This is a genomic window from Defluviitalea raffinosedens, from assembly GCF_016908775.1.
Classification (GTDB): Bacteria; Bacillota; Clostridia; order Lachnospirales; family Defluviitaleaceae; genus Defluviitalea; species Defluviitalea raffinosedens.
Genome location: NZ_JAFBEP010000003.1, coordinates 208,350 through 232,151 on the forward strand (window position 1 = coordinate 208,350; position 23,802 = coordinate 232,151).

A 23,802-nucleotide genomic window follows, 5' to 3' on the forward strand; every position below is an offset into this window, starting at 1 on the left:
GCTTAAGTTCTTTATAACCATGGGGTTTTATGTCATTGAACATATTTTTCTTTTGCACGGGAAAGAAGAATCTCTTTCTTATTGAGTTCAGGATTTTCTATGACGATTTTAAGAAGGTATTCAAGAACTTCACCTATTTGCTTTCCTTCCTTTATACCTGTTTTAATTAAATCCTGGCCATTTACTTCTAAATCTCTTAAAGTAAAACATTCATGTTTTACTTTAATTTCTTCATAAATGGTATACAGATTCTTAATCTTTTCTTCTTTCTCTTCGAAATATACAGGATTTTGAGCCCTGGCATCGGCTAATTGCACTTTTAGAAAGTCCAGGAAAGCTTCTTCTCCTATCTGATAGAGCAACTCTTTTACAGTCTGCTTGTCTTCTTTAATTCTGTAATCGTGCCATTTTATAAGCTTTAAGATATGGTTCATGCTTTTTTTATCAAATCGAAGTCTTTTCATGATTTTTTCTGCTAAGAGAACACTTTTTTCCACATGACCGTGAAAATGGCTGATGCCCTTTTCATCCGTTGTCTTATGTTCCGGTTTTCCAATGTCATGAAATAGCATCGTCCATTTAAGAGGGAGAATGTTATCCACAGCTTCTACTGCTTTTAGGGTATGAATCCCCACATTGTCCACATGATGGGGATGGTTTTGGGCTACTTCAAAACATCTGTCCACTTCAGGGAGAATAAACTTAAGAATACCTGTATCATGCAAGATTATGAATTTATGAATATACTTTGCTAAAAGAATTTTATCCAGTTCTTCTTTTATTCTTTCAGCACTGACATATGAAATAAGATGAGCATTGGTTTTAATAGCCTCTAAGGTATTTTCCTCTATCGTAAAATTCAGCTGGGAAGAAAACCGAATCCCCCTAAGCATTCTAAGAGCATCCTCCTCAAATCTCTTATGGGGATCTCCTACGCAACGTATGCTTTTTTTCTTAATGTCTTCTATGCCTCCTGTAGGGTCTATGAACCCTTCTTGGGGATGGTAGGCAATGGCATTCATCGTAAAATCTCTTCTCGACAAATCTTCTTCCAAATCATTGGTAAAAGTTACTTCTTTGGGCCTTCTATGGTCTTCATATATCCCTTCTATTCTATAGGTAGTGATTTCAAAGTGTTTATTGTTTAATATGACTGTTACGGTTCCATGGGCAATACCTGTATCATAAGTTCTTTTAAACAAACGTTTAACTTCTTCCGGCTTTGCGGAAGTGGTCAAATCCCAGTCCGTAGGTATTCTGTCCATCAAAATATCCCTTACACAGCCACCAACAATATATCCTTCATAACCGTTTTCATTTAAAGTCAGAATGATTTCTTCTACTTCCTTTGGAATATCTATTTGTTTAAGCATTGAGTACCTCCAAAAGTTCTGCATATTCCTTTACTTTATATTTTATATATTATATTAGTTTTCCAATTTTTAAAAGCTTCCATGAATAAATTTATGGAAATCACTTAAACTATGGATGAAAGGAGGCCAAAGCATGGATAAAACTGTAATTGCACTGTTTCATACAAGACAAGACGCTGAAAATGCAGCTTTCGAACTAAGAAGTCAAAATCTTCGTATGGACGATATATCAATTGTTGCAAAAGACAGGGATGATCATAGCTATGAAGGGGAAGAATTAACCAATGACAATATCTCTGACGGCATTACAACAGGAAGTGTCCTGGGTGGTCTTGCAGGCCTTTTAATAGGTGCAGGTTCCTTTGCCATTCCCGGTCTTGGAGTTATTGCAGCGGCAGGGCCCATTGCCGGCTTACTGTCTGGCGCAGTTACCGGCGGCATCGTAGGAGGTCTTATTGACCTGGGTGTTCCTGAAAGCGCTACACCCCGTTATGAACAAGGCTTAAAAGAAGGCAAAGTGATTTTAACAACCAAAGCTACAGAAGAAAACGTAGATGCGGTTACCGATATCCTTAAAAACTTTGGAGGGTACGATGTAGAGGTACACTAAAAATAGCCCCTGAAATCAGGGGCCATTTTAAATTTATTTATTTTTTAATATGCTTTACCCCAGTATAGCATATCTTTGGCAGGTTTTCCACAACATACACAGGTATCAGATATTTTTTCCTGCTCAAAAGGAATGCATCTGGAGGTAGCGCCTGTTTCTTCTTTAATTTTGATTTCGCAGGCTTCGTCTCCACACCACATTGCTTTAATAAAGCCAGGGGTATTGGTGATGATTTCTTTAAATTCATCGAAAGTCCTTGCCACATAAGTTTTAGTATCCCTCATGGCTCTTGCTTTTTCAAGCAAGTCTCTTTGAAGGCTATCCATAAGTTCTGGAATTCTGGTTTCCAGTTCATCCATAGAAACAGTGATTTTTTCTCTTGTATCTCTTCTTACCAATACAACTTGATTATTTTCAATATCCTTTGGTCCTATTTCTAAACGGAAAGGTACCCCTTTCATTTCATATTCACTGAATTTCCATCCAGGCATCTTATCACTGTCATCTAAATCTACTCTTACAATAGCAGAAAGTCTTTCTTTTAATTCACGGGCTTTTTCAAGTACCCCTTCTTTATGGGCAGCAATAGGAATAATAACAAGTTGAGTTGGTGCAATTCTTGGAGGAAGTACCAGACCGCTGTTGTCTCCATGAACCATGATGACAGCACCTATGAGTCTTGTAGTCATTCCCCAGGAAGTTTGATGCACATATTTTAATTCATTGTTTTTATCTGTATATTGGATGCCAAATGCTCTTGCAAAGCCATCTCCAAAGTTATGGCTGGTTCCTGATTGCAAGGCCTTTCCGTCATGCATCAAACTTTCGATGGTATAGGTTTCCTTTGCCCCTGCAAATTTTTCTTTATCGGTTTTTCTGCCTTTAACCACAGGAATTGCAAGGACATTTTCACAGAACTCTGCATAAACATTTAACATCCTGATGGTTTCTTCCTGAGCTTCTTCAGCAGTTGCATGGGCTGTATGACCTTCCTGCCATAAGAATTCCAAAGTTCTTAGGAATGGTCTTGTGGTCTTTTCCCAACGTACTACAGAACACCATTGATTGTATAATTTTGGCAAATCTCTGTAAGACTGAATCACATTGGCATAATGCTCACAAAACAGAGTTTCAGAAGTTGGTCTCACGCAAAGACGTTCGGTTAATTGCTCGCTTCCGCCATGGGTAACCCAAGCCACTTCCGGAGCAAATCCTTCTACGTGGTCTTTTTCTTTTTGAAGTAAGCTTTCAGGGATAAACATAGGCATGTATACATTCTTATGCCCTGTTTCTTTAAAGCGTTTATCCAATTGCTGTTGAATCAGTTCCCAAATGGCATAACCATAAGGTTGAAGGATCATACATCCTCTGACACTGGAGTAGTCTATTAATTCTGCCTTTTTTACCACATCGGTATACCATTGTGCAAAGTCTTTTTCCATATCGGTGATTTCTTGAACGAACTTCTTATCTTTTCCCATATTCATTTCCCCTCTTTATTTTTTTAATGACAAGCAAGAAAGCATTTCGCTTGCAAAACTCTTGCGCCAAACGTAGTGGACAAAGCCGGTAAAATACAATATGTGCGAGTGTTCATCCTTTCCGGAGGACTTTTTTATTAATAGAAATTTCGGAAGAATTTCCTACACAAATAAAAAAACCTCCATCCCAAAAAGGGACCGAGGTTATCGGCGGTACCACCCTAATAATGCCAAGATATTAAAAATACCAAATATCTTTAATATCAAGCATCTCTCATTTAAATAACGATAGCCAAACTACCGCTGCATTCATCATGCAGAACTCCAAGGCGGGACATAAATAAGCTTTTTAGAAATCTTTCACCAACCGATTTCCTCTCTGTGAAAAAACTTTATTTATGATTCCTCTTCACTGTCTTTGTCCTTATTATTTGGCTTTATGATAAAGCATAAATCCTTAAGTTGTCAAGGGTAAATCCTTTTTTACAGCCAAAGATTCGTAATTAAATTAAAGACTGGAATAGTGATCACAGAAAGTAGGGTAGAAACTGCTATAATCTGTGCCCCATATTCCCCATCCACATTATATTTGGCAGGAAACAGGGTGATGGATGCCGCCGCCGGACAAGCACAGCCTATAACATTGACCATTACTACTTCATGAGCACCGGGCATCCAGTTTGCAACGCCTAGGATCTTAATAATGATTAGCATAATCATAGGAAGTAAAATTAATCTTAGGGCTGTAACAAAATAAATTCGTTTATTGGTAAAGGTAGATTTTAAATCAATATTGGCTAAAAAAACACCTGTTGTAATCATGGCTAGAGGCGTATTCATATCTGAAATGCTTCCCATAACTTCTGTAATCATATCGGGAACAGGGATTTGAGTGCAGTAAAGAAGTAACCCTATTGCAAAAGCAATAAGTGCCGGATTGCTTATAATGGATCTTAGATTAAACTTTTTCTCCCCGCTTAAGAGCATCACCCCATGGGTCCACAAAACGATATTAAAGATGCTGATATAAGCCACAGCATAAAATATCCCTATATCCCCAACTGCAGCATAAATTAAAGGAATCCCCATAAAACCACAATTTGAATAAATTACACCCATTCTTTCAATGCGGTACCCTACATCTTCTCTTTCTTTTATGAGCAGGGATGACACAATAATCGCTATCATATGAAACAATGCCGCAAGGCCAATGGCCAGAAATATGCCTAATAAATGCTGCCTTTCCATTGGGCGGATATAACTTTTAATCACAACACAAACCATAATTACCGTCACTATAAAATTAGAAAATTGCTTTCCTGACTGGGAAGTAATGATTTTCTTTTTCACACAGAATATCCCGATCAAAACATATATAAATATGAGTAAAACCCGTCTTCCTACCAGTAATGCTTCTGCCATTCTATGCCCCCCTGAGTAAGTAATCAATAAAGTATATTAAGAAAAATAATCTTAAAAAAACATCCTAAAAATATTATTATACCATATTTTATAACTGCTTTAACTTTTATGTTATCTTTTTTACTTAAAAATATCAATATACATCACCATATTTTATAAAAACATTAAAAACCATAAATGAAAAAATGAAAAGGACAAAAGTCAGAATGACTTTTGTCCTTTCTTTAGATTACAAAGCAAATTTGTTTACCATAAGAGTGAGATTGTTTGATAACTCATTAAGCTTATTGACCGTAATTTCTATGGTTTGCACACTGGCTAACTGCTGTTCTGTTAAAGCCGTAACTTCCTGAGAATTTGCACAGGTTTGCTGTGAAGTAATCAAAATATTTTCCACCATTGCCACACTGCTTTCCGTACTTTTAGTCACTTCTATAATTTGCTTTGTGATCGAGTTAATATATTTAGACATATCTTTCATCTTATTATAGATCTCAAACAAGGCAATATTGGTTTTCTTAACAGTCTGGTCCTGTTCTTCCACAGTCTCGCGACCTTTGATCATATATTCTGCCACGCCTTGTATCTGTTGCTGAATCTCCTTTATAAAATGATTGATAGAAACTGTCTGTTCAGCAGTTTTTATAGCCAGCTTCCTAATCTCATCAGCTACTACAGCAAAACCTTTTCCGGCTTCTCCTGCCCTTGCCGACTCTATAGCTGCATTTAGAGACAATAAATTGGTTTGATCTGAAATGGAACGAATAACTCCCGTCACAGAAGAAATTTCTATGGATTTTTCTTCAAGCAGTTTAATCTGCTCATTTAACCAGTTAAAAGTCTTTATAGTTTCATTGGATTTGGCAGACAGATCTTCTGTTGCCATACTTCCTTGTTCTACGGCCATTTCTACTTCATCTGTAATTTTGCTCATGTAGGTTATAGTGTCTCTTGTATGTTGTGCAGATTTAGAAATCACTTGCATTGCTGATGTGCCTTTCTCTACATCCATTGCCAGAACTTGATTGGAATGGGCAATTTCATTGATTGCTTTTGCAACTTCTTTTGAATTGTTAACAGTTTGATCGATACTCTGTTTTGTATCTTGTATAGCCGTATGCAGAATATCCGTAGAATCTTTAATATTGGAGGTTAATTCTCTTAATGTATGAATCATGCCATTAAAACCATTGGTAAGAATGCCTATTTCATCCTTACTCTTGATATTGGTGATCTTTACAGAAAGATCTCCTTTCTCAACTTCCTTCATTGCTTTAGACAGAAATTCAATAGGTTTCATCTGTTGGGTCATAATCACATAGACAAGGATTCCTGATAAGATCAGAACGATTGTTCCAAATAGAATCAATGTCCTCAGCGCTGTTTTTTGCGCAGCTATAAATTCGTCATAAACACCGGATAGAGCAACAAATATATCCCAATCCTGATGATAGGTGTAGTACGCGAACTTTTCCTTCCCTTCCCAAATATAAGAAATCATTCTTACTTTTGCTCGGCCATATCCATTATTATTCACATTGTCTTTATTGTCCAACATGATCTGAGCAAAAGGATATTGCAGTGCATCGGTACCTATAAGCTCTTTCTTGGGATGAAAGACAAATTTTCCTTCGCCGCTGATGATAAAACCGTATCCGGTTTTACCAATCACCCGATTGGAAAGATATTTCACAAATTGATTCTTTGCTGCCTCTTCTGATGGTGCTACTGCTCTAAAACCTTCTATAATGCTAAAAAGGCTGGCTGTTTGCTGGTCCATTTGGGTATACAATATCTGATCGCTTTGAGTAACCGTCGTATGATAACTTGGAATGCCTATTCCTAACGCAGTAACTAAGATGATGAGTAGTGTAGCAATTACCATCTTATCGCTGATTTTCTTCATATATATCCCACTCCATTTTAAAGAGGACAACAAGTATTACTCTTACTTTTTCCTTGTCATTACATCAAATACTACTGCCCCTACAAGTACAATACCTTTGATCATATACTGATAAGAAATACCTATTCCCATCAAGTTCATACCACTGGTCAATGCCATCATAACCAATGCACCTACAATAGAACCGGTTACTTTACCCACACCTCCGGCTGCCGATACACCACCTACATATGCAGATGCAATAGCATCCATTTCAAAAGCTGTTCCTGCTGTTGTAGTTGCAGACTGCAATCTTGAAGTATAAAGAATGCCGGATAATGCCGCTAGCATACCCATGGATGCATAAACGATAAAGATAATTTTATTTACGTTGATCCCACTTAATTTTGCTGCTTCGGGGTTTCCACCTACAGCATAAACATATCTTCCCACAGCAGTTTTGGTTGTAATAAAATGATAGATCCCAACCACCAAAATAACGATCACTACTGTCCAGGATAATCCATTATAGTTGGCAAGAATCCAAGTAATGTATGCAATTACAGCGGATACGAGAACAATTTTGGCAGCTAACATAGCTGGAGAAATAACTTCAAAGTTATATTTCAACTTATTTTTTCTTGCTTTAAGCTCAGACCAGATAAATAATGCAATGGCTACTCCACCTAAAATCAGTGTCAACACATGGATTCTTCCATTGGTAATATCCGGTATAAATCCATTGCCTATAGCATTAAATACTGCATTGTCTATGATGATGGTACCGCTTCCTTCTGTCACAAGAAGCAGTGCGCCTCTAAAAATTAACATACCTGCAAGAGTTACCACGAATGAAGGTATGGAAAGTTTTGCTACTAAAAATCCCTGATATAAACCAATCAGTATCCCTAAAACAAGAATAACCGGAATTGTAACGACTACAGGTATCCCCAGTTTTGTGAGCATGATCGCTGCGATAGCACCTAAAAATCCCGCTACAAAACCAACAGATAAATCAATCTGTCTGATAATAAGCACCAATGTCATGCCAACTGCCAACACAGCAATATAGCCTGTTTGATTGATTAAGTTACTGATATTTCTTGAAGACATGAAAAGTCCTTTTGTTGTAATAGAGAATATTACCATAATCACAATGAGTGCAATATACATTCCATATTCACGAATATTCTTCCTTAACAGAACTCTTAATTCCTGAAAGAAGTTCATCGTTTCTGCTTCTCGGTTGCTAATAACTGTATTCGCCTTGCTCGTTTGACTTTTTACCACTTGACTCATGTTTTTACTCCCCCTTTGTCGCCATTTCCATAATTCTTTCTTGAGTTGCTTCTTCGATTGGCAATTCACCTGTTACTCTGCCTTCAGATATAACATAGATTCGATCACTCATGCCTAATACTTCCGGCAGTTCAGAAGAGATCATGATAATACTCATGCCCTTTTTCACCAAATCGTTCATAATGGTATAAATTTCATATTTTGCACCAACATCAATACCTCGAGTGGGCTCATCAAGGATCAGAATATTGGGCTTTGCAAAGAGCCATTTTGCCAGAGAAACTTTTTGCTGATTTCCTCCGCTTAAATTTCCAACGATTTGCTCAATGTTTGGTGCTTTAATATTTAAACTTTCCTTATATCCATTGGCAATCATGATTTCTTCGTTTTGGTCAATGACATTATTGGCCGTGATCGCCTGCAGATTAGATATAGAAATATTTTGCTTTATAGTCTGAATAAGTATTAATCCGTCACCTTTTCTGTCTTCTGTTACATATGCAATACCAGCTTTGATGGCATCGCTGGGTTGTTTGAAGACTTTCTTTTCTCCGTTAACGTATAATTCTCCTTGTAATTTGTAGTTCTTTGCATTCCCAAAAATACTTCTGGCAAGTTCCGTTCTGCCGGCACCCATTAATCCGGCTAAACCTACAATCTCACCTTTTTTGATTTTGATGTTAATATTCTTTAAAACATCCCTGCCAAGGCTCGTATCATAGGCACTCCAGTTTCTAAGCTCTAACACCACTTCTTCTCCATGGGTAAAATCTCTAGGAGGATAGATATTGGTAAGTTCACGGCCAACCATGTGTTTTATGATCACACTTTCAGTGATTTCATCTTTCTCTGCATCCAGAGAACATATCGTTTGTCCGTCCCTTAATACGGTAATGGTATCTGCAATGGCTAAAACTTCTTTTAATTTATGAGAAATCATGATCGATGTAATTCCCTGTTTTTGTAATTCCTTTAACAATTTCAGCAAGTTTTCACTGTCATCTTCATTCAGTGCTGCTGTAGGTTCATCCAGAATGAGTAATTTTACATCTTTGCTTAACGCCTTTGCGATCTCTACCAGTTGTTGTTTACCAACACCCAAATCTTTGATCTTGGTTTCTGGATTAATATCTAATCCAACTTTTTCTAACATTTCATTGGCTTTTACAATCGTTGCATTCCAATCGATAATCGAACCATTTTTAACTTCATGACCCAGATAAACATTTTCGTATACTGTTAATTCAGGAACCAGGGCTAATTCCTGGTATATGATTGCGATTCCTACATTTTCACTGTCTTTTACATTCGTAAATTTTTGAATTTGTCCGTTATATACAATATCTCCGCTGTATTCGCCATATTTGTAAACACCGCTTAAAACTTTCATAAGGGTGGATTTCCCGGCTCCGTTTTCTCCTACAAGACAGTGTATTTCCCCTCGTCTGACTTTGAAGTTTACATTGCTTAAAGCTTTTACTCCCGGGAACTCCTTTGTAATGTTTCTCATTTCTAAGATATAATCTTGATTTCCCATAGCTGCCTTTCGCTCCTTTATTCACACATTTTAGAATAGCCAGGAAGTATGCCCTCCTGACTATTCTCCAAGTAATTATTAAAGACCTGTGAATTCACTTGCTTCATAGTATCCAGAATCAATTAATGCAGCTTTTACATTTTGTTGGTCAACTACAATAACTTCTGTTTGTTTTGCTTTTACATCGATCTTGCCATTGTTGTAAGAACCAGTTGTTTCTGGCGTAGATCCTTGTAATACGGTAACAGCCATATCTATGGAATCTTTAACCAGTGTACGTACATCTTTGAATACGGTCATGGATTGTTTTCCATCGATAATGTATTGAATGGAAGCTTTTTCAGCGTCTTGACCTGTGATAACATAGCTGGTTACATCCTTATCTGTTGTAAACACGTTTGCAATTGAACGAGCTGTTCCATCGTTTGGAGCAAGAATGAATACATCTCCTTTATCTTCTGGTTTAGCAGCTGTTAAATGTGCTTCAGCCTTGTTTTTAGCTTCGTTAAAATCCCAGTTTGTAGTTACCTGAGAAATAATTTTACTCATTTCTTCACGGGTTAATGTTGCTTTGTCCTGAAGTGCTACAGCTTCTGAAGAATTCTTGATTACGAAAGTACCGTCTGCAATTTTGGGTTGTAATACAGACCATGCGCCTTCAAAGAATAAGAATGCATTATTGTCGGAAGCTGCTCCGGCATATAAGTAAAGTGGGTTTCCTGTTCCACTTGCTTTATCAATCAGGTATTGTCCCTGAGCTTTACCAACTGCAACACTGTCAAATGTTACATAATAATCGATGGCATCTGTATCTGTGATTAATCTGTCATAAGAGATTACAGTTACACCTTCAGCTTTGGCTGCTTCTGCCGCTGCCGCTGCTGCCGTTCCGTCATGCGGACAGATGATCAATACTTTAATGCCTTTAGCAAGTAATGCTTCAACGTTTTCTTTTTCTTTCGCTGAAGATCCCTGGCTGAATAAAATTTCTACAGAATAGTCGGTATCTTTTAAAGCGTCAATGAATCTGGTTTCGTCTTGCACCCATCTTGGTTCGTCCTTTGTCGGAAGTACGATACCGATATCTACAGTATCCCCTGAACTCTTCGCTGGTTCTGATGCGGTTTGCTCCTGTGCGGTATTTTCTGCAGCAGGTTGATTCGTATCAGTAGTTGTTGGTTGTGAAGAAGAACATCCAGTTAACATTCCAATTGTCATTACTCCCGCAACTGCAAGAGCTGATAATTTTGATAACACTTTTTTCATTTAAAGACCCTCCTCTTTTTTTTATAGCGTTTCCGCTTGATGATGTGATTATAGCATGACCCCCGCTAGACATAGTTAATGGCCTTCTGTATATTTTTCGCCTTTTTGATATTGTTTTATATTTTCATAGGATTTTTTTCTCATTAAAAAAAGTAAGTTGTCCTTTCGGACAACTTACTTCAATCAATCTTTGGACGCTGAGATTTCGGTATATTCATATAAACATCTTCAAATGCATGGAATTTATCTTCGATAATCACATCAATCATATTGTCTTTCGTTACGAGTACAGGATCTATTTTGTAATAAGGGATATAATATTTTCCGTCATAGATTTTTTCGTCTGTCTGAACTGATTCCCCTTTTGCCATAGTAATGGCATACTCTACTGTCTTTTTGGCAAGCTGATCGATCGGTTTATAGATCGTGGCAACTTGTATCCCCTCAACAATTCGCTGACATGCATCCAAATCTGCATCATGTCCTACAACCGCTACTTTTCCTGCAAGTCTTCTTTCCGCTAATGCATTGACTGCCGCTGCGGCCAGAGTGTCATTGGCTGCAATAATGGCATCAATTGGGGTATCCGTATGCAAAATTTCATCTACAAATTTAAAAGCATCTTCGTAAAGCCAGTCCTTAACCCAGGTTTCGCTGACAATATGAACCTTCCCGCTTCTGATACTATCCCCCAGTGTGTTTTTATATCCTTCATTAAACATAAAAGAATTGTTGTCAGATTCCGAGCCGTTTAATATCAAATAGTTCCCTTCAGGAGCTGCTTCCAGAGCAGCCTGTCCCATCATTTCTCCAACTTTAATATTATCAAAAGATATGTATAAATCTGCATTAGCTTTCTTTACCAGTCTGTCATAGGAAATCACTTTTACCCCTTTATTTTTGGCAGTCTTAACAATGGCAGCCGCACTTTCTGCATCATGGGGTACCAGCACCAGGACATCGATATTTTGGTCTAAAAGATACTGTACTTGTTTCTTTTGCTCTTCTCCGTCGCTATTGGCAGTCTGAACAATCACTTCTGCCCCCATTTCATTGGCCCTTGAAACAAATATATCCCTGTCCCTTAACCACCTTTCATGAACCAGGGTATCCATTGCAAAGCCAATGATAATTTTATCCTCGTCCATATCATTTAGCGTTTCTTTGGTCTTGCCTTTTATAAAGCATGTTTTTAATATCAAAAAAAGAATTAAAGTAAGACAAAACCCTATAAATATCTTTTTTAAATAATGCATGTTACCCCCCCTGTTTAAATGGTTCATTTATGCATTATACCTATTCCTTATACTCTGTTGGAGGTACGCCCACAACCTTCTTAAAAATCCTGCTGAAATAGTTAGGATCACTGTATCCTATGTGATAACATATTTCTTTTATACTCAACCTGCCCTGGGATAATAACTTTTTGGCGGCTGAAATCCGAACATTGGTCAAATAATCAATAAAGTTTTTCCCGGTTTCTTCTTTAAACAGTTTGCTGAAATACTGTGGACTTACATTGATTTCCCTTGCAACATCTTCCAATGTAATGGATTTTGCATAATTGGCATCGATATATTCTTTTGCCTTCTTGGTCAGAGTTCCTGCTCTGTTTTCACGGCTTGAACGAATCTGCTGCGCTACATGTTCGACTCTTCTTTTACACCAGAGTCTTACTTCACTCATGTCTTTCATGGAAAGCATTTTTTCAAGAAAAAAAACTTCATTTGTATCTTCTTCCATTCCTGATTCCCATGCCATACGATAGACTAAAAAAATAATTTCCAGTAATTTATTCTTGATCTTAAGGGGCTGGTCCCCATATTCTCTTACAAGCCAGTCAAATAAGTAATTAAGATCCTCTATACTTTCTTCCACGTCTCCGGCAGACACTTTCTGCAACAGAAGTTTTTCTCTATGCAATGGATATCCTTGACTGCGGCTTGTTACATTAGGCATATCCATATAATGCATAACGCCTACGGTTGTAAGACCTCTTAAAGCTTCTAAGGATTCTTCATACGAATTGCCGAGGGATTCAAAACCATCGTAAGTTCTGCCTATACCGATCTTTAACCCGCAATTTAGTCTTTCCGACAGCTTTAAAAATAGTTTTTCTGCAAAAGCTACGGCTTCCAGCCGGGCTGTAAACTCATCCGCATTAGATTCACAGGGAACAAATACAACGATACGATTTAACATCACCGGACCCACAATGCATCTTCTAATCATATTGATGGTATCTCTAAAAAAGGGATAAAACCCTTGACTGCGTACACTATAACCTATCTTATTCTCCAAAGTTCCGTTTTCTTCCTCACCAAACTCCATTGTCATGACATAACCGCCGTTTTCTTCTATATCAAATAGTTCTTTATAATTTAGAAGTTCTTTATAATTGTCTTCAAACAATATCATAGAGTAAATAAAGCCATGTTCCAATATGGGAAGAACGGTTTCCAGCTTCTCCTTTAACTCCAGCTCCAATTTTCTTTTTTCTCTTTCTGCTTTTATAGTTTCTATCGCCTTTTCGATCACTTCCACTATTTTGGTACGGCTGACAGGCTTTAAAAGATATTCAAAAACCCCTAAGTTAACGGATTCTTTTGCAAATTCAAACTGATCGAATGCAGTGAGGACGATGAAGATAATAGACTTATGTCTCTTTTTGATTTCTTTAATTGCTTCAATACCATTAATCCCTGGCATTCTGATATCCATGAATACAATATCCGGTACAATATATTCTATTTTTTCAATGGCTTCCCGACCTGATCTGGCAACTTCCACAATTTCAACATTTTCAAAGTTCTTCTCAATAATAAATTGAAGAGAATCTATTACAATCTTCTCATCATCTACGAGCATAACTCTAACCATTGCTAACCCTCCTTCCTTCATAATCAAGCGGTATACGCAGAACGACTTCTGTGCCACCCCCTATTTCGCTATAAATACTCATGATATTGTCCTCGTTATAGAAAATCTTCAATCTGCTCAAAATGTTATGAATGGCTATACCATTGCTCTTATTCGTATCCTTTTCTCTTGCTTTACCGGTTAATATTTCCTGTATTCTTTCCTCTGAAATACCTTTCCCGTTATCCTTAATTAAAATTTCCGCAAAGGAATCGGCAAGGCAAGCCTTAACCCATATCGTACCTGTGTGCTCTATATCTCCCAATCCATGCATCAATGCATTTTCAACAATGGGCTGGAGGATCATGCTAGGCATTTTCACATCGAGAATGCTTTTATCTATTTCCAGTATAAATTCTATTTTATCAGCGAAACGCTCTTTTAATAAATGCATATAGTTTTCAATGTTCTTGATTTCATCTCCGATGGTGACGGGCTTGTCTAAATTTCTAAGATTATAACGCAAAAGTTCTGCTGTTCTTTCTATAAAGGTGCAAGCTCTGTCAGCTCCTTCAAGCATAGCAAGTTGTGCGCCTGTATTCAGGGTATTAAATAAAAAATGAGGATTGATTTGTGCTTGAAGGGCATGCAGTTCAGCTTCCTTAAGGTCGCTTTTGATACGCAGATTTTCCATTTCCTGCTGCTTTAGTCTGCTTTCTAATTCCGCCTTTTCCTTGATCTCGCTGACATATTCTCTTATACTCTGGGTCATACGGTTAAATGCCCGGGCCATAACCCCTATTTCATCCTCATAATCCACTTGTATATGGGGAACATCATAATTCCCCTGAGTAATTTCGTCTGCAGCTTTTGAAAGCTCAGAAATTGGCTGCGTAATGTTATGGATAAACCAGATCATTAAGATGATATTGAGCAGAACAACAGAAACGATCACACCTATATTTAAGGTTTCTACAAGATAAACTCTGTTATTTACAGAAAGGTATCTGTCTGTATTTTGTAAAAACAAAGAGTTGTTCAGCTTTTGAATGTATTCATTAATGTACCCAAAGATTTTATTACTCTTTGAGTAATATAAGTAATATTCATCCACATCTCTTCCTCTTCGTGCCATGACGGCTGCGTCAGTTTGCTCCATATACGTTGCAATCATATTCTTAATATCCTTCAGGATCAGGGCATTTTCAATATTGCTATAGTCAATCTTTATTGAATCAGCTTCTTTTTTTAATGCATTGCAGTACTTATAATAATCATCAAGGCTTCTTGAATACTTCAGGTTTAAATATTCTTCATAGACGCTGTTTAGATTTTCAAGGGTTTTATGAAGATCGTTAAGCTTTACATTCATCTCAAAGGTATTGCTCATTTCCTCCATCAATACACTGATGGTATAGAACGGAAATATACTGGTGACACTCATAAGTAAAATGGTCGCCATAAAATGAATAATCAATCTCTTTTTTAATGTATGTTTTCTTAAGAAATTTTTCAGATCTCTTAATGCATTCATTTACTCTTCCCCAGACTTTATATATTTAGAAACATTTTGCTTGGTAATTGTAAAGGAATCTACTTTAAAATAAGCAGATATCCTGTCATTTTGCCTGACATCTACCAATGCGCGAATCGTATCGTATCCCATCTGTTCATGGTCCACGTTCACTGTTCCAAAAACAACGCCTCTTTCTATATATCTGAGTAACTCGGAAGAATTTCCATACCCAATAATGTTGTATCCTACCTTGTTTAAATCCACCAATATATCTGCCACTGCCAGAGTGTCTTTTTCAGAGGTACACACCAAGGTGCTAAGTTCCGGATTGTCTTTAATCAATGTGCTGACCGCATCTTCAATTCCAAGAAAGTTTGAACTGTCGTATTCAACTGTTGTCATATGAATGTCAGGATAGTCTTTTATGATGTCCCGGATGCCCATAATCATCAGGTTTTGTGCCATGACTTCGTTGCCCTTCTTATTGGAATCTAAAAGTACCACCCCTCCTTTTTTCTCTGTTACCGCAATAATCATTCGCCCTAACTGAACACCGGAGGTGTACTTATTCTCTCCCACATAGGCAATGCGCTTACTTTCTTTCGCGTCTGTCCCTATGGTGACAACCGGTATTCCTTCCTCCATAGCCCTGTCAATCAAAGGGCCTGTTTGGCCGTCATCCCAGACATAGGTCACAATGCCATCAACTTTGGAAGCTATGGCAATATCTAAATACTTATATAAATCTTCTTCATTGGATGTACTTACGGTATTAAATTCTACAGCTACATTAAATTCTTTAGACGCTCTTTCTACGCCTTTCTTTATGGAAAGCCAGGCTGGAGCATCATCATCCTTGCAGATCATCGCAAAATGATATTTCGGAATCTGATCAGGAACGATGATTCCCGTATTATGCCTCGTATCTTTAAGCGTACTTCTGATGCGGTAAAATATTACTCCCGTAGTTGTTAAAATTAAGATGACTAAAAATAGAACAAAAGTCACAAAAAATTTATTTTTCATATGTATCCTCTTTACTTTTATCCATATTATACCATTATAGTTGTACAATCTAACCATAATTGTATACTTAAATCTTAAACTTTTCAATATATTTACCAGATTCTCAGATAAAGGGCCGCAGAGCATGCTTTTTATTTCCAATATAAAACTCCACTGTAACGGAATAGTTACAGTGGAGTTGACTATTTGTGCTGATTAAATCTGATAAATGTCGCTGGCTTCTATAAGCTCCATTTTATGCGCCGTAATGGTATCAATCGCTTTATGAATATCATCGGCTTTAATAATTACCAGTGCCTTTTGTCCTACTTCAAAGGCATACATATATTCAACGCTGATACCATCTTTAGAAAGAATATCCAGGGCCTTCGCCAATGCACCGGGAGTATGAGGAGTTGCAAGACAAATTACATCGGTTAAACTTACAGAAAACCCTTTTTCTTTTAAGACCGTAAACGCCTGATCAGGATTTGTTACAATCATTCTGAGAATGCCATATTCTGCAGTATCCGCAATACTTAAAGCAGAAATATTAATTCCTAAATCCCCTAAAGTTTTAGTGACTTCTGTAAGTCTTCCAGATTTGTTTTCCAAGAAAACCGATAGCTGCTTAATAATCATAGTATCTCCTCCTTTAGATCTTTCTCTTATCGATCACTCTTTTAGCTTTTCCCTCTGTCCGTTCGATAGTCTTTGGCTCTACCAGTTTTACTTTGACACTGATACCAAGGGTGCTTTCTATCTGATGTTTTATTTTCGCCGTCAACGCTTCTAATTTCCTGATTTCATCGGAGAAAAAGCTTCCTTCTACTTCTACCCATACTTCTAAAATGTCAAGATTATTCACTCTATCTACAATCAGGAGATAATGAGGCTTTGTTTCTCCCATATTAAGCAGTACACTTTCAATTTGTGACGGAAATACATTAACTCCTCTGATAATGAGCATATCGTCGCTTCGGCCTTTACATTTTTCCATTCGGATTAACGTTCTTCCACATTCACATTTTTCTTCATGAAGAGCAGTTAAATCCCTTGTTCTATATCTTAAAAGAGGAAGGGCTTCCTTGGTAACCGCTGTAAATACTAGTTCTCCTATTTCTCCTTTGGGAACGGGTTTTAGAGTTTTAGGATCTACTGTCTCTGGGATAAAATGATCTTCATTAATATGTAATCCATTTTGCATCTGGCACTCGCAGGAAACACCAGGCCCTATAATTTCACTTAAACCAAAAATATCAATCGCCTGAAGGTGCAATTTGCTTTCAATTTCTTTTCTCATTTCCTCTGTCCATGGTTCTGCCCCAAAGATACCAACCCTAAGAGACAGCTCCTTAGGATCAACACCCATTTCTTCCATAGCTTCTGCAAGATAAAGGGCATAGGAAGGAGTACAGGCAAGAACTGTACTTCCAAAATCCTTCATGAGCTGAATTTGCTTTTGCGTGTTCCCTCCAGATATAGGAATAACCGTTGCCCCTACTTTTTCACTGCCATAATGAAGCCCCAGTCCTCCCGTAAATAAACCATAGCCATAGGCAATCTGAATAATATCATTTTTTCTGACACCCGCAGCATAAAGACATCTTGCCACAACTTCCGACCAAGTGTTAAGATCCTTTCTTGTATAACCTACAACAGTGGGCCTTCCGGTGGTTCCGGAAGAAGCATGCACTCTTACCACTTCGCTCATAGGCACTGCAAACAAATCATAGGGATAATTGTCCCGTAGATCCTGTTTTGTCGTAAAGGGCAGCTTTTCTAAGTCCTCGATCCCTCTTATATCCCCCGGTTCGAGGCCTAATTCCTGCATCTTTTTTCTGTAAAAAGGAACATTGTAGTAAACTCTTTCTACAGTTTCACGAAGTCTTTTCCCTTGAAGTTCCCGCATTTCCTCCCTTCCCATACATTCGATATGCTCATTCCAAATCATAAATATCCCCCACCTTTTAATTTTGATTTAGCATGTTTTTGTATTTCTCCTTCTGTGTATCGTATAAATTATTGCCTTTGGTATCAATCGTTACGACCACTGGAAAATCTTCTACATAAAGCTTATAAATCGCCTCAGCCCCCAAGTCTTCATAAGCAACAACCTTTGCTTCCTTTACCCGATCAGCAAGCAAAGCACCTGCGCCTCCAATGGCTGTAAAATATACCGCCTGATTCTTGATGATCGCATCAATGACTGCCTGATTTCTTTCTCCTTTTCCGATCATGCCCTTTAACCCCTGTTGCAAAATCATAGGAGTATAAGCATCCATTCTGCCACTGGTTGTAGGTCCACAGCTTCCGATAATTTCTCCCGGTTTGGCAGGACAAGGCCCTACATAATAAATGATTTGATTTTTAAGGTCTACCGGAAGTGGTTTGTTCTCTTTTAAAGTCTCCACCATTCTTTTATGAGCTGCATCTCTGGCAGTATATATTATGCCGGAAAGCAATACTTCATCCCCAACTTCTAATGTTGAAATTATTTCATCCTGTAAAGGTAGAGTGATTTTCTTTTTCATATTTTCCCTCCTAGTAAGTAAGAGTTTCATTTGCGAAACTCTCGCGCCGAGCGCAGTCGGCAAAACCGACAAATATAATACGCGCGAGTGTGCATTTTGCCCGAAGGGCTTTCTATTGCATAGGAGATTCAGAGGAATTTCCTGTGTAATAGAAAACGTGCAAAAATTGCACGCACTTTAAACTATAAGATCACTGTTTTATGTCTTGTGACATGGCATCCTATATTGACTGCTACAGGCAAGCTTGCAATATGAGTAGGAAATACTTCGATATTGACGCCAAGAGCTGTCGTTCTGCCTCCAAGCCCCTGAGGTCCTATGCCTAATGCATTAATTTTCATCAGCAGTCTGTCTTCCATTTCTTTAATATGTTTTTTAGGATTGGATTGATTGATCGGCCTAAGAAGTGCCTTTTTGGCAAGTAAAGGTGCCATCTCAAAGTTTCCTCCAATGCCAACACCCACTACCAGAGGTGGACAAGCGTTAGACCCTGCTTCGTCCACTGTTTTTAGAACGAACTCTTCTACTCCTTCCATTCCGTCCGAAGGTTTTAGCATTTTTAAGGCACTCATGTTTTCACTGCCGCCGCCTTTCGGCGCCAGGGTAATTTTTATATGTTCTCCTTTAACAATGGAATAATGTATGATTGCAGGAGTATTGTCTTTGGTGTTTACCCGAAGGAGAGGATCTTCTACCATGGATTTTCTTAAAAATCCTTCTTGATAACCTTTTCGTATGCCATTTTGAATAGCTTCTTCCAGAGAATCGCCTACCACATGAACATCTTGTCCTATTTCAACAAAGACAACCGCCGTTCCTGTATCCTGACATATGGGAATTGCCCTTTTTTGTGCAACTTCTGCATTTTCAATAATATCATCGAGAATACTTTGACCTAAAGGACTTATTTCTTTGGCTTTTGAGCTTATGAGTCCTTCCTTTATATCTTCTGATAAATAGTAATTGGACTCCATGCAAAGCCTGGCAACTGCATCTTGGATTTTACTGGTATGTATTTCTTTCAAAATTGACACCCCATTACATTTTTAATTAATAATTATACATTAATTATGAATATTATACAAGGTTATTTCCATTTGGGAAGGATACCTATTTTCTGCAGAGTTTTTAAGAAAATCACAAAAACAGGTCCTATAATAATCCCCAGAAAACCAAATAATTTAATACCTATATACATGGCCATTAAAGTAAATAGAGGATATACACCGATTTGACTTCCTAAAACCTTCGGTTCAAAAGTCTGTCTGAAAAGTACCACTACGCCATAAATAATCAAAAGGCCTACTGCTTCATAAAGATTGCCCGTTATCCCATGATAAACCGCCCAGGGAATCAGGATTGTTCCGCTTCCAAAAACAGGAAATGCATCTACGATACCAATGAGAATACCTATTAAAAGAGAATATTCAAATCTCAGAATGCTAAGGCCAATCATGCAAATCGTTGATGTAAAGATCATAAGAATGAGCTGGGTTCTTATATATCCTAAGAGCGCTCCTAGTAAATCCCTTCTGATAATATCCATCTTTATAACCCAGGATTTGGGCATCTGCCTTTCAATAAAGGCACGCATTTTTTCTTTATCTTTACTCATAAAGAATGTGGCAATCAAAGTGACGATTGTAAAAAATAAGGCATTGGGAAGGGCTGCCACAAAGCTTATGGAACCTTTACCCACTCCTGGTGCCAACATATTGGAAAAATGCTTAATTACTTGATTTATATGATCCATTAAAAACGTTTGGATATTGATGGGCAGTCCAAACATTAAGCTCTCGGTTTTCCACCTTAAGTTTTCTAAAGTCTGTGTGAAATTTGCATAATAACTGGGAAGTTCTTTGGCAAATTCCTGGGCTTGCTCACCGATTTTCATGATAATGCCTGTACATATGGTTCCAATAAAAATAAGCATAATGATAATGGACAATATGCTGGAAAACCCTCGGGAAAGTTTAAGTTTTTTGTGAAACCACCGTACCATAGGCTCTATCAAAGAAGAAAGAATCCAAGCCACAACAAAAGGCGCAACATAAGAGAAGATATATCGGAAAAATAAATATACTCCCAATATAATTATTCCTATAATCAAAAGCCTATGGATAACTTGTTTATGTTTTTGATAGAAATCCGTCATATATTTCTCCTCTATATAATGAATATTCTATTTATATGATTATATGATACAAAATTTAACATATTACTTCAATTCATTTACTAATTATAATTACGATTTTAGTACATACTAAGTTTATTCTATGATATTTTTGAAAGGAGAATACTTATGGAATCTATGGATTTTAAACTGCGTTCAATTGAAAATGCACGCATTCGCTTAGAAGAAATTGAAGATGAACTTCAATACAACCAAAGAAGTTTGGATAAAGAAACCTTAGAAAACCAACAGGAGCTTATAAAAGACTCTATCAAGGTTATTGAAAGAGCCAAAGAAGAATTGGGAAGACTGGAAAGAAACTTAGAATAAGCATATAAGGAGAGCTGCGCACCTATATTTCGCATGGCAGCTCTCTTGGAATAAAAAATATCATATCTCTATTCAAAAATACTCGGATTTTTTCCATCATCAACAACCTTTTTATAATCTTCGGGATCGGTATCTCCTTCAGTGCTAAAACATAGTATTACTGAATGCTCATCTAACTGCAGTTTATTTTTTAACTCCTTTAATTCTTCTCTTTCCAGAAGTAAAGATACAAGGCCTAGTCCAACTGCTCCTGACTCGCCAGATACCACTTTTCTGTCACTTCCTGTAGGATTTGCCAATACCCTCATTCCTTTAGCCGCTACATAATCAGGACATGATACATAGGCACCGGCAAAGTCCCTTAAAATTTCCCAGGTGACTATATTGGGCTCCCCACAGGCAAGGCCCGCCATAATAGTGTCTAAATCTCCTGTAACAGAATGGGGATTGTTGTCATTTATTAAAGCAGACTTATAGATACAGGCAGCCTTTTCAGGTTCCACTATAATCGTTATAGGACATTGGTCTTTAAAAACATTTACATAATAACCAAGAACTGCTCCCGCAAAAGATCCTACTCCTGCCTGCAAAAATACATGGGTAGGTCTTATAATACCGTCCAGCTTCATTTGGTCCAAAGCTTCAGCCGCCATAGTTGTATAGCCCCGGCAAATCCAATTAGGAATTTTTTCATATCCCTCCCATGCCGTATCTTGCACCAAAAAGCCACCGATTTCTTCAGCCTTTTGCTTGGCTAACCTGACAGTATCATCATAATTGACCTCTGTAATATAGACTTTTGCCCCAGCTTCCTTAATCGTCTGAACTCTTCTTAACGAAGAACCCTTCGGCATATAGACAATGGATTTGCATCCCAGTTGAGTGGCAGTCCAGGCTACTGCTTTTCCATGGTTTCCATCCGTTGCAGTAACAAATACCATATCCTTTATTTTTTCTGCAACTTCCGGTAATTTAAAGTAATCAAAGCCTACAGAATCTATATCTACATCTAATTTTTCACATAAAAGCTTTGCTATGGCATAAGTTACACCCAGGGCCTTAAATGCATTTAATCCAAATCTATAGGATTCATCCTTAACATAAATCTTAGAAACGCCCAACTGCTTTGCCAAATTTTCCAAACTTACCAATGGCGTCGCTTTATAGCCGTCCATAGTAGTATGGAATTTTCTTGTACTTTTTATCTCTTCTTCACTTAAAAATTTTGGCTTCCAATCTGCTTTTCTCTCATTTATTACAACTTTGATTCCATATGCTTCATGTACCTTTGCCATTGTACCCACCTTTGCCATTCTTTCTCTATAATTAAATAATGATATGTAATATATTACATATGATATTCCTGTATAATATGTTTTGTCAATTAAGAATCTTTAATCTATTCTTGTTTTTAAAGCTAAAGGAAATGATTAATGATAAAAACGAAACTGAATTAAAACAAACTTTTTAATCCAATTAAATTATTAAATGTAAAATGGTTTGTGAAAATATAAAAAAATAGAAAAAATATATAAATATAGTAAAAGTATATAAAAAACCATCAAATATATATAAAAAAAGTAGCAAAATTATATAAAATAAATAGCAAAACCATAAATAATATGTTAAAATATAGACATAGATAAACTACTGAAGAGGAGGATTTTTATGCAATTTAATTTTAAAGGAAAGAAAGCATTAGTAACTGGCGGTGGCAGTGGACTTGGAAGAGAATGTGCACTATTATTTGCTCAAAATGGAGCAGATGTATTAATTGCTGATTCAAAAAAAGAAAGATGCGAAAAGGTTGCTGAAGAAGTAAGAAATCTTGGTGCACAAGCTATTGCATATGAAGTGGATGTGACTGATTATGAGCAAGTAGCAAAAATGTACAAAACAATAGTTGAACAATGGGGTACTGTTGATTATGTTGTAAATAGTGCTGGTGTATGTTTAACAGAAGAACTTACAAAACAAAGTATAGATGATATTAATTTATCAATCGATGTTAATATTAAAGGCGTTATATACTCTTGTAGAGAAGCTTTAGCAATCATGAGACCTAAAAAGTTTGGTAAAATTATAAATATGTCTTCAATCGCAGCAAAAGCCTGCCTTGGCGGATTTAGTGTTTATAGTGCAACAAAAGCTGCAGTTTTGGCAGCGACAGCATCTTTAGGAAGAGAGGCTGCACTTGATAATGTAACTGTTAACTGTATTTGTCCAGGTATTATCAAAACAAGTATGTGGGAAGAAATTTTAGACCAAATGGCTGGCGATGATCAGGCAGAACGGGATCGTGTATGGGCAGAATGGGTTAAAGGAACACCTAATGGCAAACCTCAAGATCCAATAGATATTGCAAATATGGTTGCATTCTTATGTACTGAAGAAGCAAGATACATAACTGCACAAAATATTGGTGTAGATGGCGGCTTTACATTCTAAATAAATCATAACATAACCACCCATAAAATGAAGCGAACCCCTTTTGTTAGACAAGACAAAGTCT

Annotated in this window: 20 protein-coding genes and 1 other annotated feature; of the genes, 3 read left to right on the forward strand and 17 right to left on the reverse strand. The window is 37.2% G+C overall.

What is annotated here, in order from left to right; translation table 11 throughout:
* Positions 1 to 32: 32 nt before the first annotated feature.
* Entirely contained in the window at positions 33 to 1,373 is a 1,341-nt protein-coding gene (locus tag JOD07_RS04165) for a CCA tRNA nucleotidyltransferase (protein WP_243144523.1), read from the reverse strand.
* A gap of 133 nt (positions 1,374 to 1,506) precedes the next feature.
* On the opposite strand from JOD07_RS04165, the gene JOD07_RS04170 reads away from it, so the two are divergent.
* Positions 1,507 to 1,983, forward strand: a complete 477-nt coding sequence (locus tag JOD07_RS04170) for a general stress protein (protein WP_158739318.1) — start codon at positions 1,507 to 1,509, stop codon at positions 1,981 to 1,983.
* Positions 1,984 to 2,027: 44 nt separating this feature from the next.
* On the opposite strand, the gene proS is transcribed toward JOD07_RS04170, so the two are convergent.
* The 15 genes from proS to ytvI all read right to left on the reverse strand — a co-directional run bounded on the left by proS (position 2,028) and on the right by ytvI (position 20,942).
* Positions 2,028 to 3,464: a proline--tRNA ligase gene (proS, locus tag JOD07_RS04175; protein WP_158739317.1), complete on the reverse strand. Its 1,437-nt coding sequence runs from the start codon at positions 3,462 to 3,464 to the stop codon at positions 2,028 to 2,030.
* 190 nt (positions 3,465 to 3,654) lie between these two features.
* Positions 3,655 to 3,886 (reverse strand) — a binding site (T-box leader).
* A 61-nt stretch (positions 3,887 to 3,947) separates the two neighbouring features.
* Positions 3,948 to 4,886 (reverse strand): AEC family transporter, encoded by a 939-nt coding sequence (locus JOD07_RS04180; protein WP_204612435.1) that lies wholly within the window; start codon positions 4,884 to 4,886, stop codon positions 3,948 to 3,950.
* 229 nt (positions 4,887 to 5,115) lie between these two features.
* Entirely contained in the window at positions 5,116 to 6,792 is a 1,677-nt protein-coding gene (locus JOD07_RS04185; RefSeq protein WP_204612437.1) for a methyl-accepting chemotaxis protein, read from the reverse strand.
* Between the two features lie 42 nt (positions 6,793 to 6,834).
* Complete coding sequence (locus JOD07_RS04190; protein ID WP_243144522.1) at positions 6,835 to 8,070, reverse strand: sugar ABC transporter permease; 1,236 nt, start codon at positions 8,068 to 8,070, stop codon at positions 6,835 to 6,837.
* Positions 8,071 to 8,074: 4 nt separating this feature from the next.
* Positions 8,075 to 9,607, reverse strand: a complete 1,533-nt coding sequence (locus JOD07_RS04195; protein ID WP_158739314.1) for an ATP-binding cassette domain-containing protein — start codon at positions 9,605 to 9,607, stop codon at positions 8,075 to 8,077.
* A gap of 78 nt (positions 9,608 to 9,685) precedes the next feature.
* Complete coding sequence (locus JOD07_RS04200) at positions 9,686 to 10,873, reverse strand: sugar ABC transporter substrate-binding protein (RefSeq protein ID WP_204612439.1); 1,188 nt, start codon at positions 10,871 to 10,873, stop codon at positions 9,686 to 9,688.
* 179 nt (positions 10,874 to 11,052) lie between these two features.
* Positions 11,053 to 12,129 carry a substrate-binding domain-containing protein gene (locus tag JOD07_RS04205; RefSeq protein WP_204612441.1) on the reverse strand — a complete coding sequence of 359 codons (1,077 nt, stop codon included), beginning with the start codon at positions 12,127 to 12,129 and terminating at the stop codon, positions 11,053 to 11,055.
* Positions 12,130 to 12,169: 40 nt separating this feature from the next.
* Positions 12,170 to 13,753, reverse strand: a complete 1,584-nt coding sequence (locus tag JOD07_RS04210; RefSeq protein WP_204612443.1) for a response regulator — start codon at positions 13,751 to 13,753, stop codon at positions 12,170 to 12,172.
* Complete coding sequence (locus JOD07_RS04215; RefSeq protein WP_204612445.1) at positions 13,746 to 15,266, reverse strand: sensor histidine kinase; 1,521 nt, start codon at positions 15,264 to 15,266, stop codon at positions 13,746 to 13,748. Before JOD07_RS04215 ends, JOD07_RS04210 begins: the two co-directional genes overlap by 8 nt.
* Positions 15,267 to 16,274, reverse strand: a complete 1,008-nt coding sequence (locus JOD07_RS04220) for a substrate-binding domain-containing protein (protein ID WP_204612447.1) — start codon at positions 16,272 to 16,274, stop codon at positions 15,267 to 15,269.
* 195 nt (positions 16,275 to 16,469) lie between these two features.
* Positions 16,470 to 16,895, reverse strand: coding sequence for an ACT domain-containing protein (locus tag JOD07_RS04225; protein WP_158739309.1), 426 nt, complete (start codon positions 16,893 to 16,895; stop codon positions 16,470 to 16,472).
* A 13-nt stretch (positions 16,896 to 16,908) separates the two neighbouring features.
* Positions 16,909 to 18,207: a phenylacetate--CoA ligase family protein gene (locus JOD07_RS04230; protein ID WP_158739308.1), complete on the reverse strand. Its 1,299-nt coding sequence runs from the start codon at positions 18,205 to 18,207 to the stop codon at positions 16,909 to 16,911.
* Between the two features lie 16 nt (positions 18,208 to 18,223).
* Complete coding sequence (locus JOD07_RS04235) at positions 18,224 to 18,787, reverse strand: Fe-S-containing hydro-lyase (RefSeq protein ID WP_158739307.1); 564 nt, start codon at positions 18,785 to 18,787, stop codon at positions 18,224 to 18,226.
* A 182-nt stretch (positions 18,788 to 18,969) separates the two neighbouring features.
* Entirely contained in the window at positions 18,970 to 19,815 is an 846-nt protein-coding gene (locus JOD07_RS04240) for a fumarate hydratase (RefSeq protein ID WP_334296496.1), read from the reverse strand.
* A 59-nt stretch (positions 19,816 to 19,874) separates the two neighbouring features.
* Entirely contained in the window at positions 19,875 to 20,942 is a 1,068-nt protein-coding gene (gene ytvI, locus JOD07_RS04245; RefSeq protein WP_158739305.1) for a sporulation integral membrane protein YtvI, read from the reverse strand.
* Between the two features lie 147 nt (positions 20,943 to 21,089).
* Between ytvI and JOD07_RS04250 the strand changes: the two genes are divergently transcribed.
* The gene (locus JOD07_RS04250) at positions 21,090 to 21,290 is read left to right on the forward strand and encodes a hypothetical protein (protein WP_158739304.1); all 201 of its coding nucleotides are present in this window, start codon (positions 21,090 to 21,092) and stop codon (positions 21,288 to 21,290) included.
* 68 nt (positions 21,291 to 21,358) lie between these two features.
* Here JOD07_RS04250 and dpaL read toward each other — a convergent pair whose 3' ends face one another.
* The gene (gene dpaL, locus JOD07_RS04255; protein WP_158739303.1) at positions 21,359 to 22,585 is read right to left on the reverse strand and encodes a diaminopropionate ammonia-lyase; all 1,227 of its coding nucleotides are present in this window, start codon (positions 22,583 to 22,585) and stop codon (positions 21,359 to 21,361) included.
* Positions 22,586 to 22,958: 373 nt separating this feature from the next.
* Here dpaL and JOD07_RS04260 point away from each other — a divergent pair, with 373 nt between their 5' ends.
* A complete protein-coding gene (locus JOD07_RS04260; protein WP_158739302.1) occupies positions 22,959 to 23,738 on the forward strand; it encodes an SDR family NAD(P)-dependent oxidoreductase in 780 nt (259 codons plus the stop codon).
* Positions 23,739 to 23,802 lie beyond the last annotated feature (64 nt).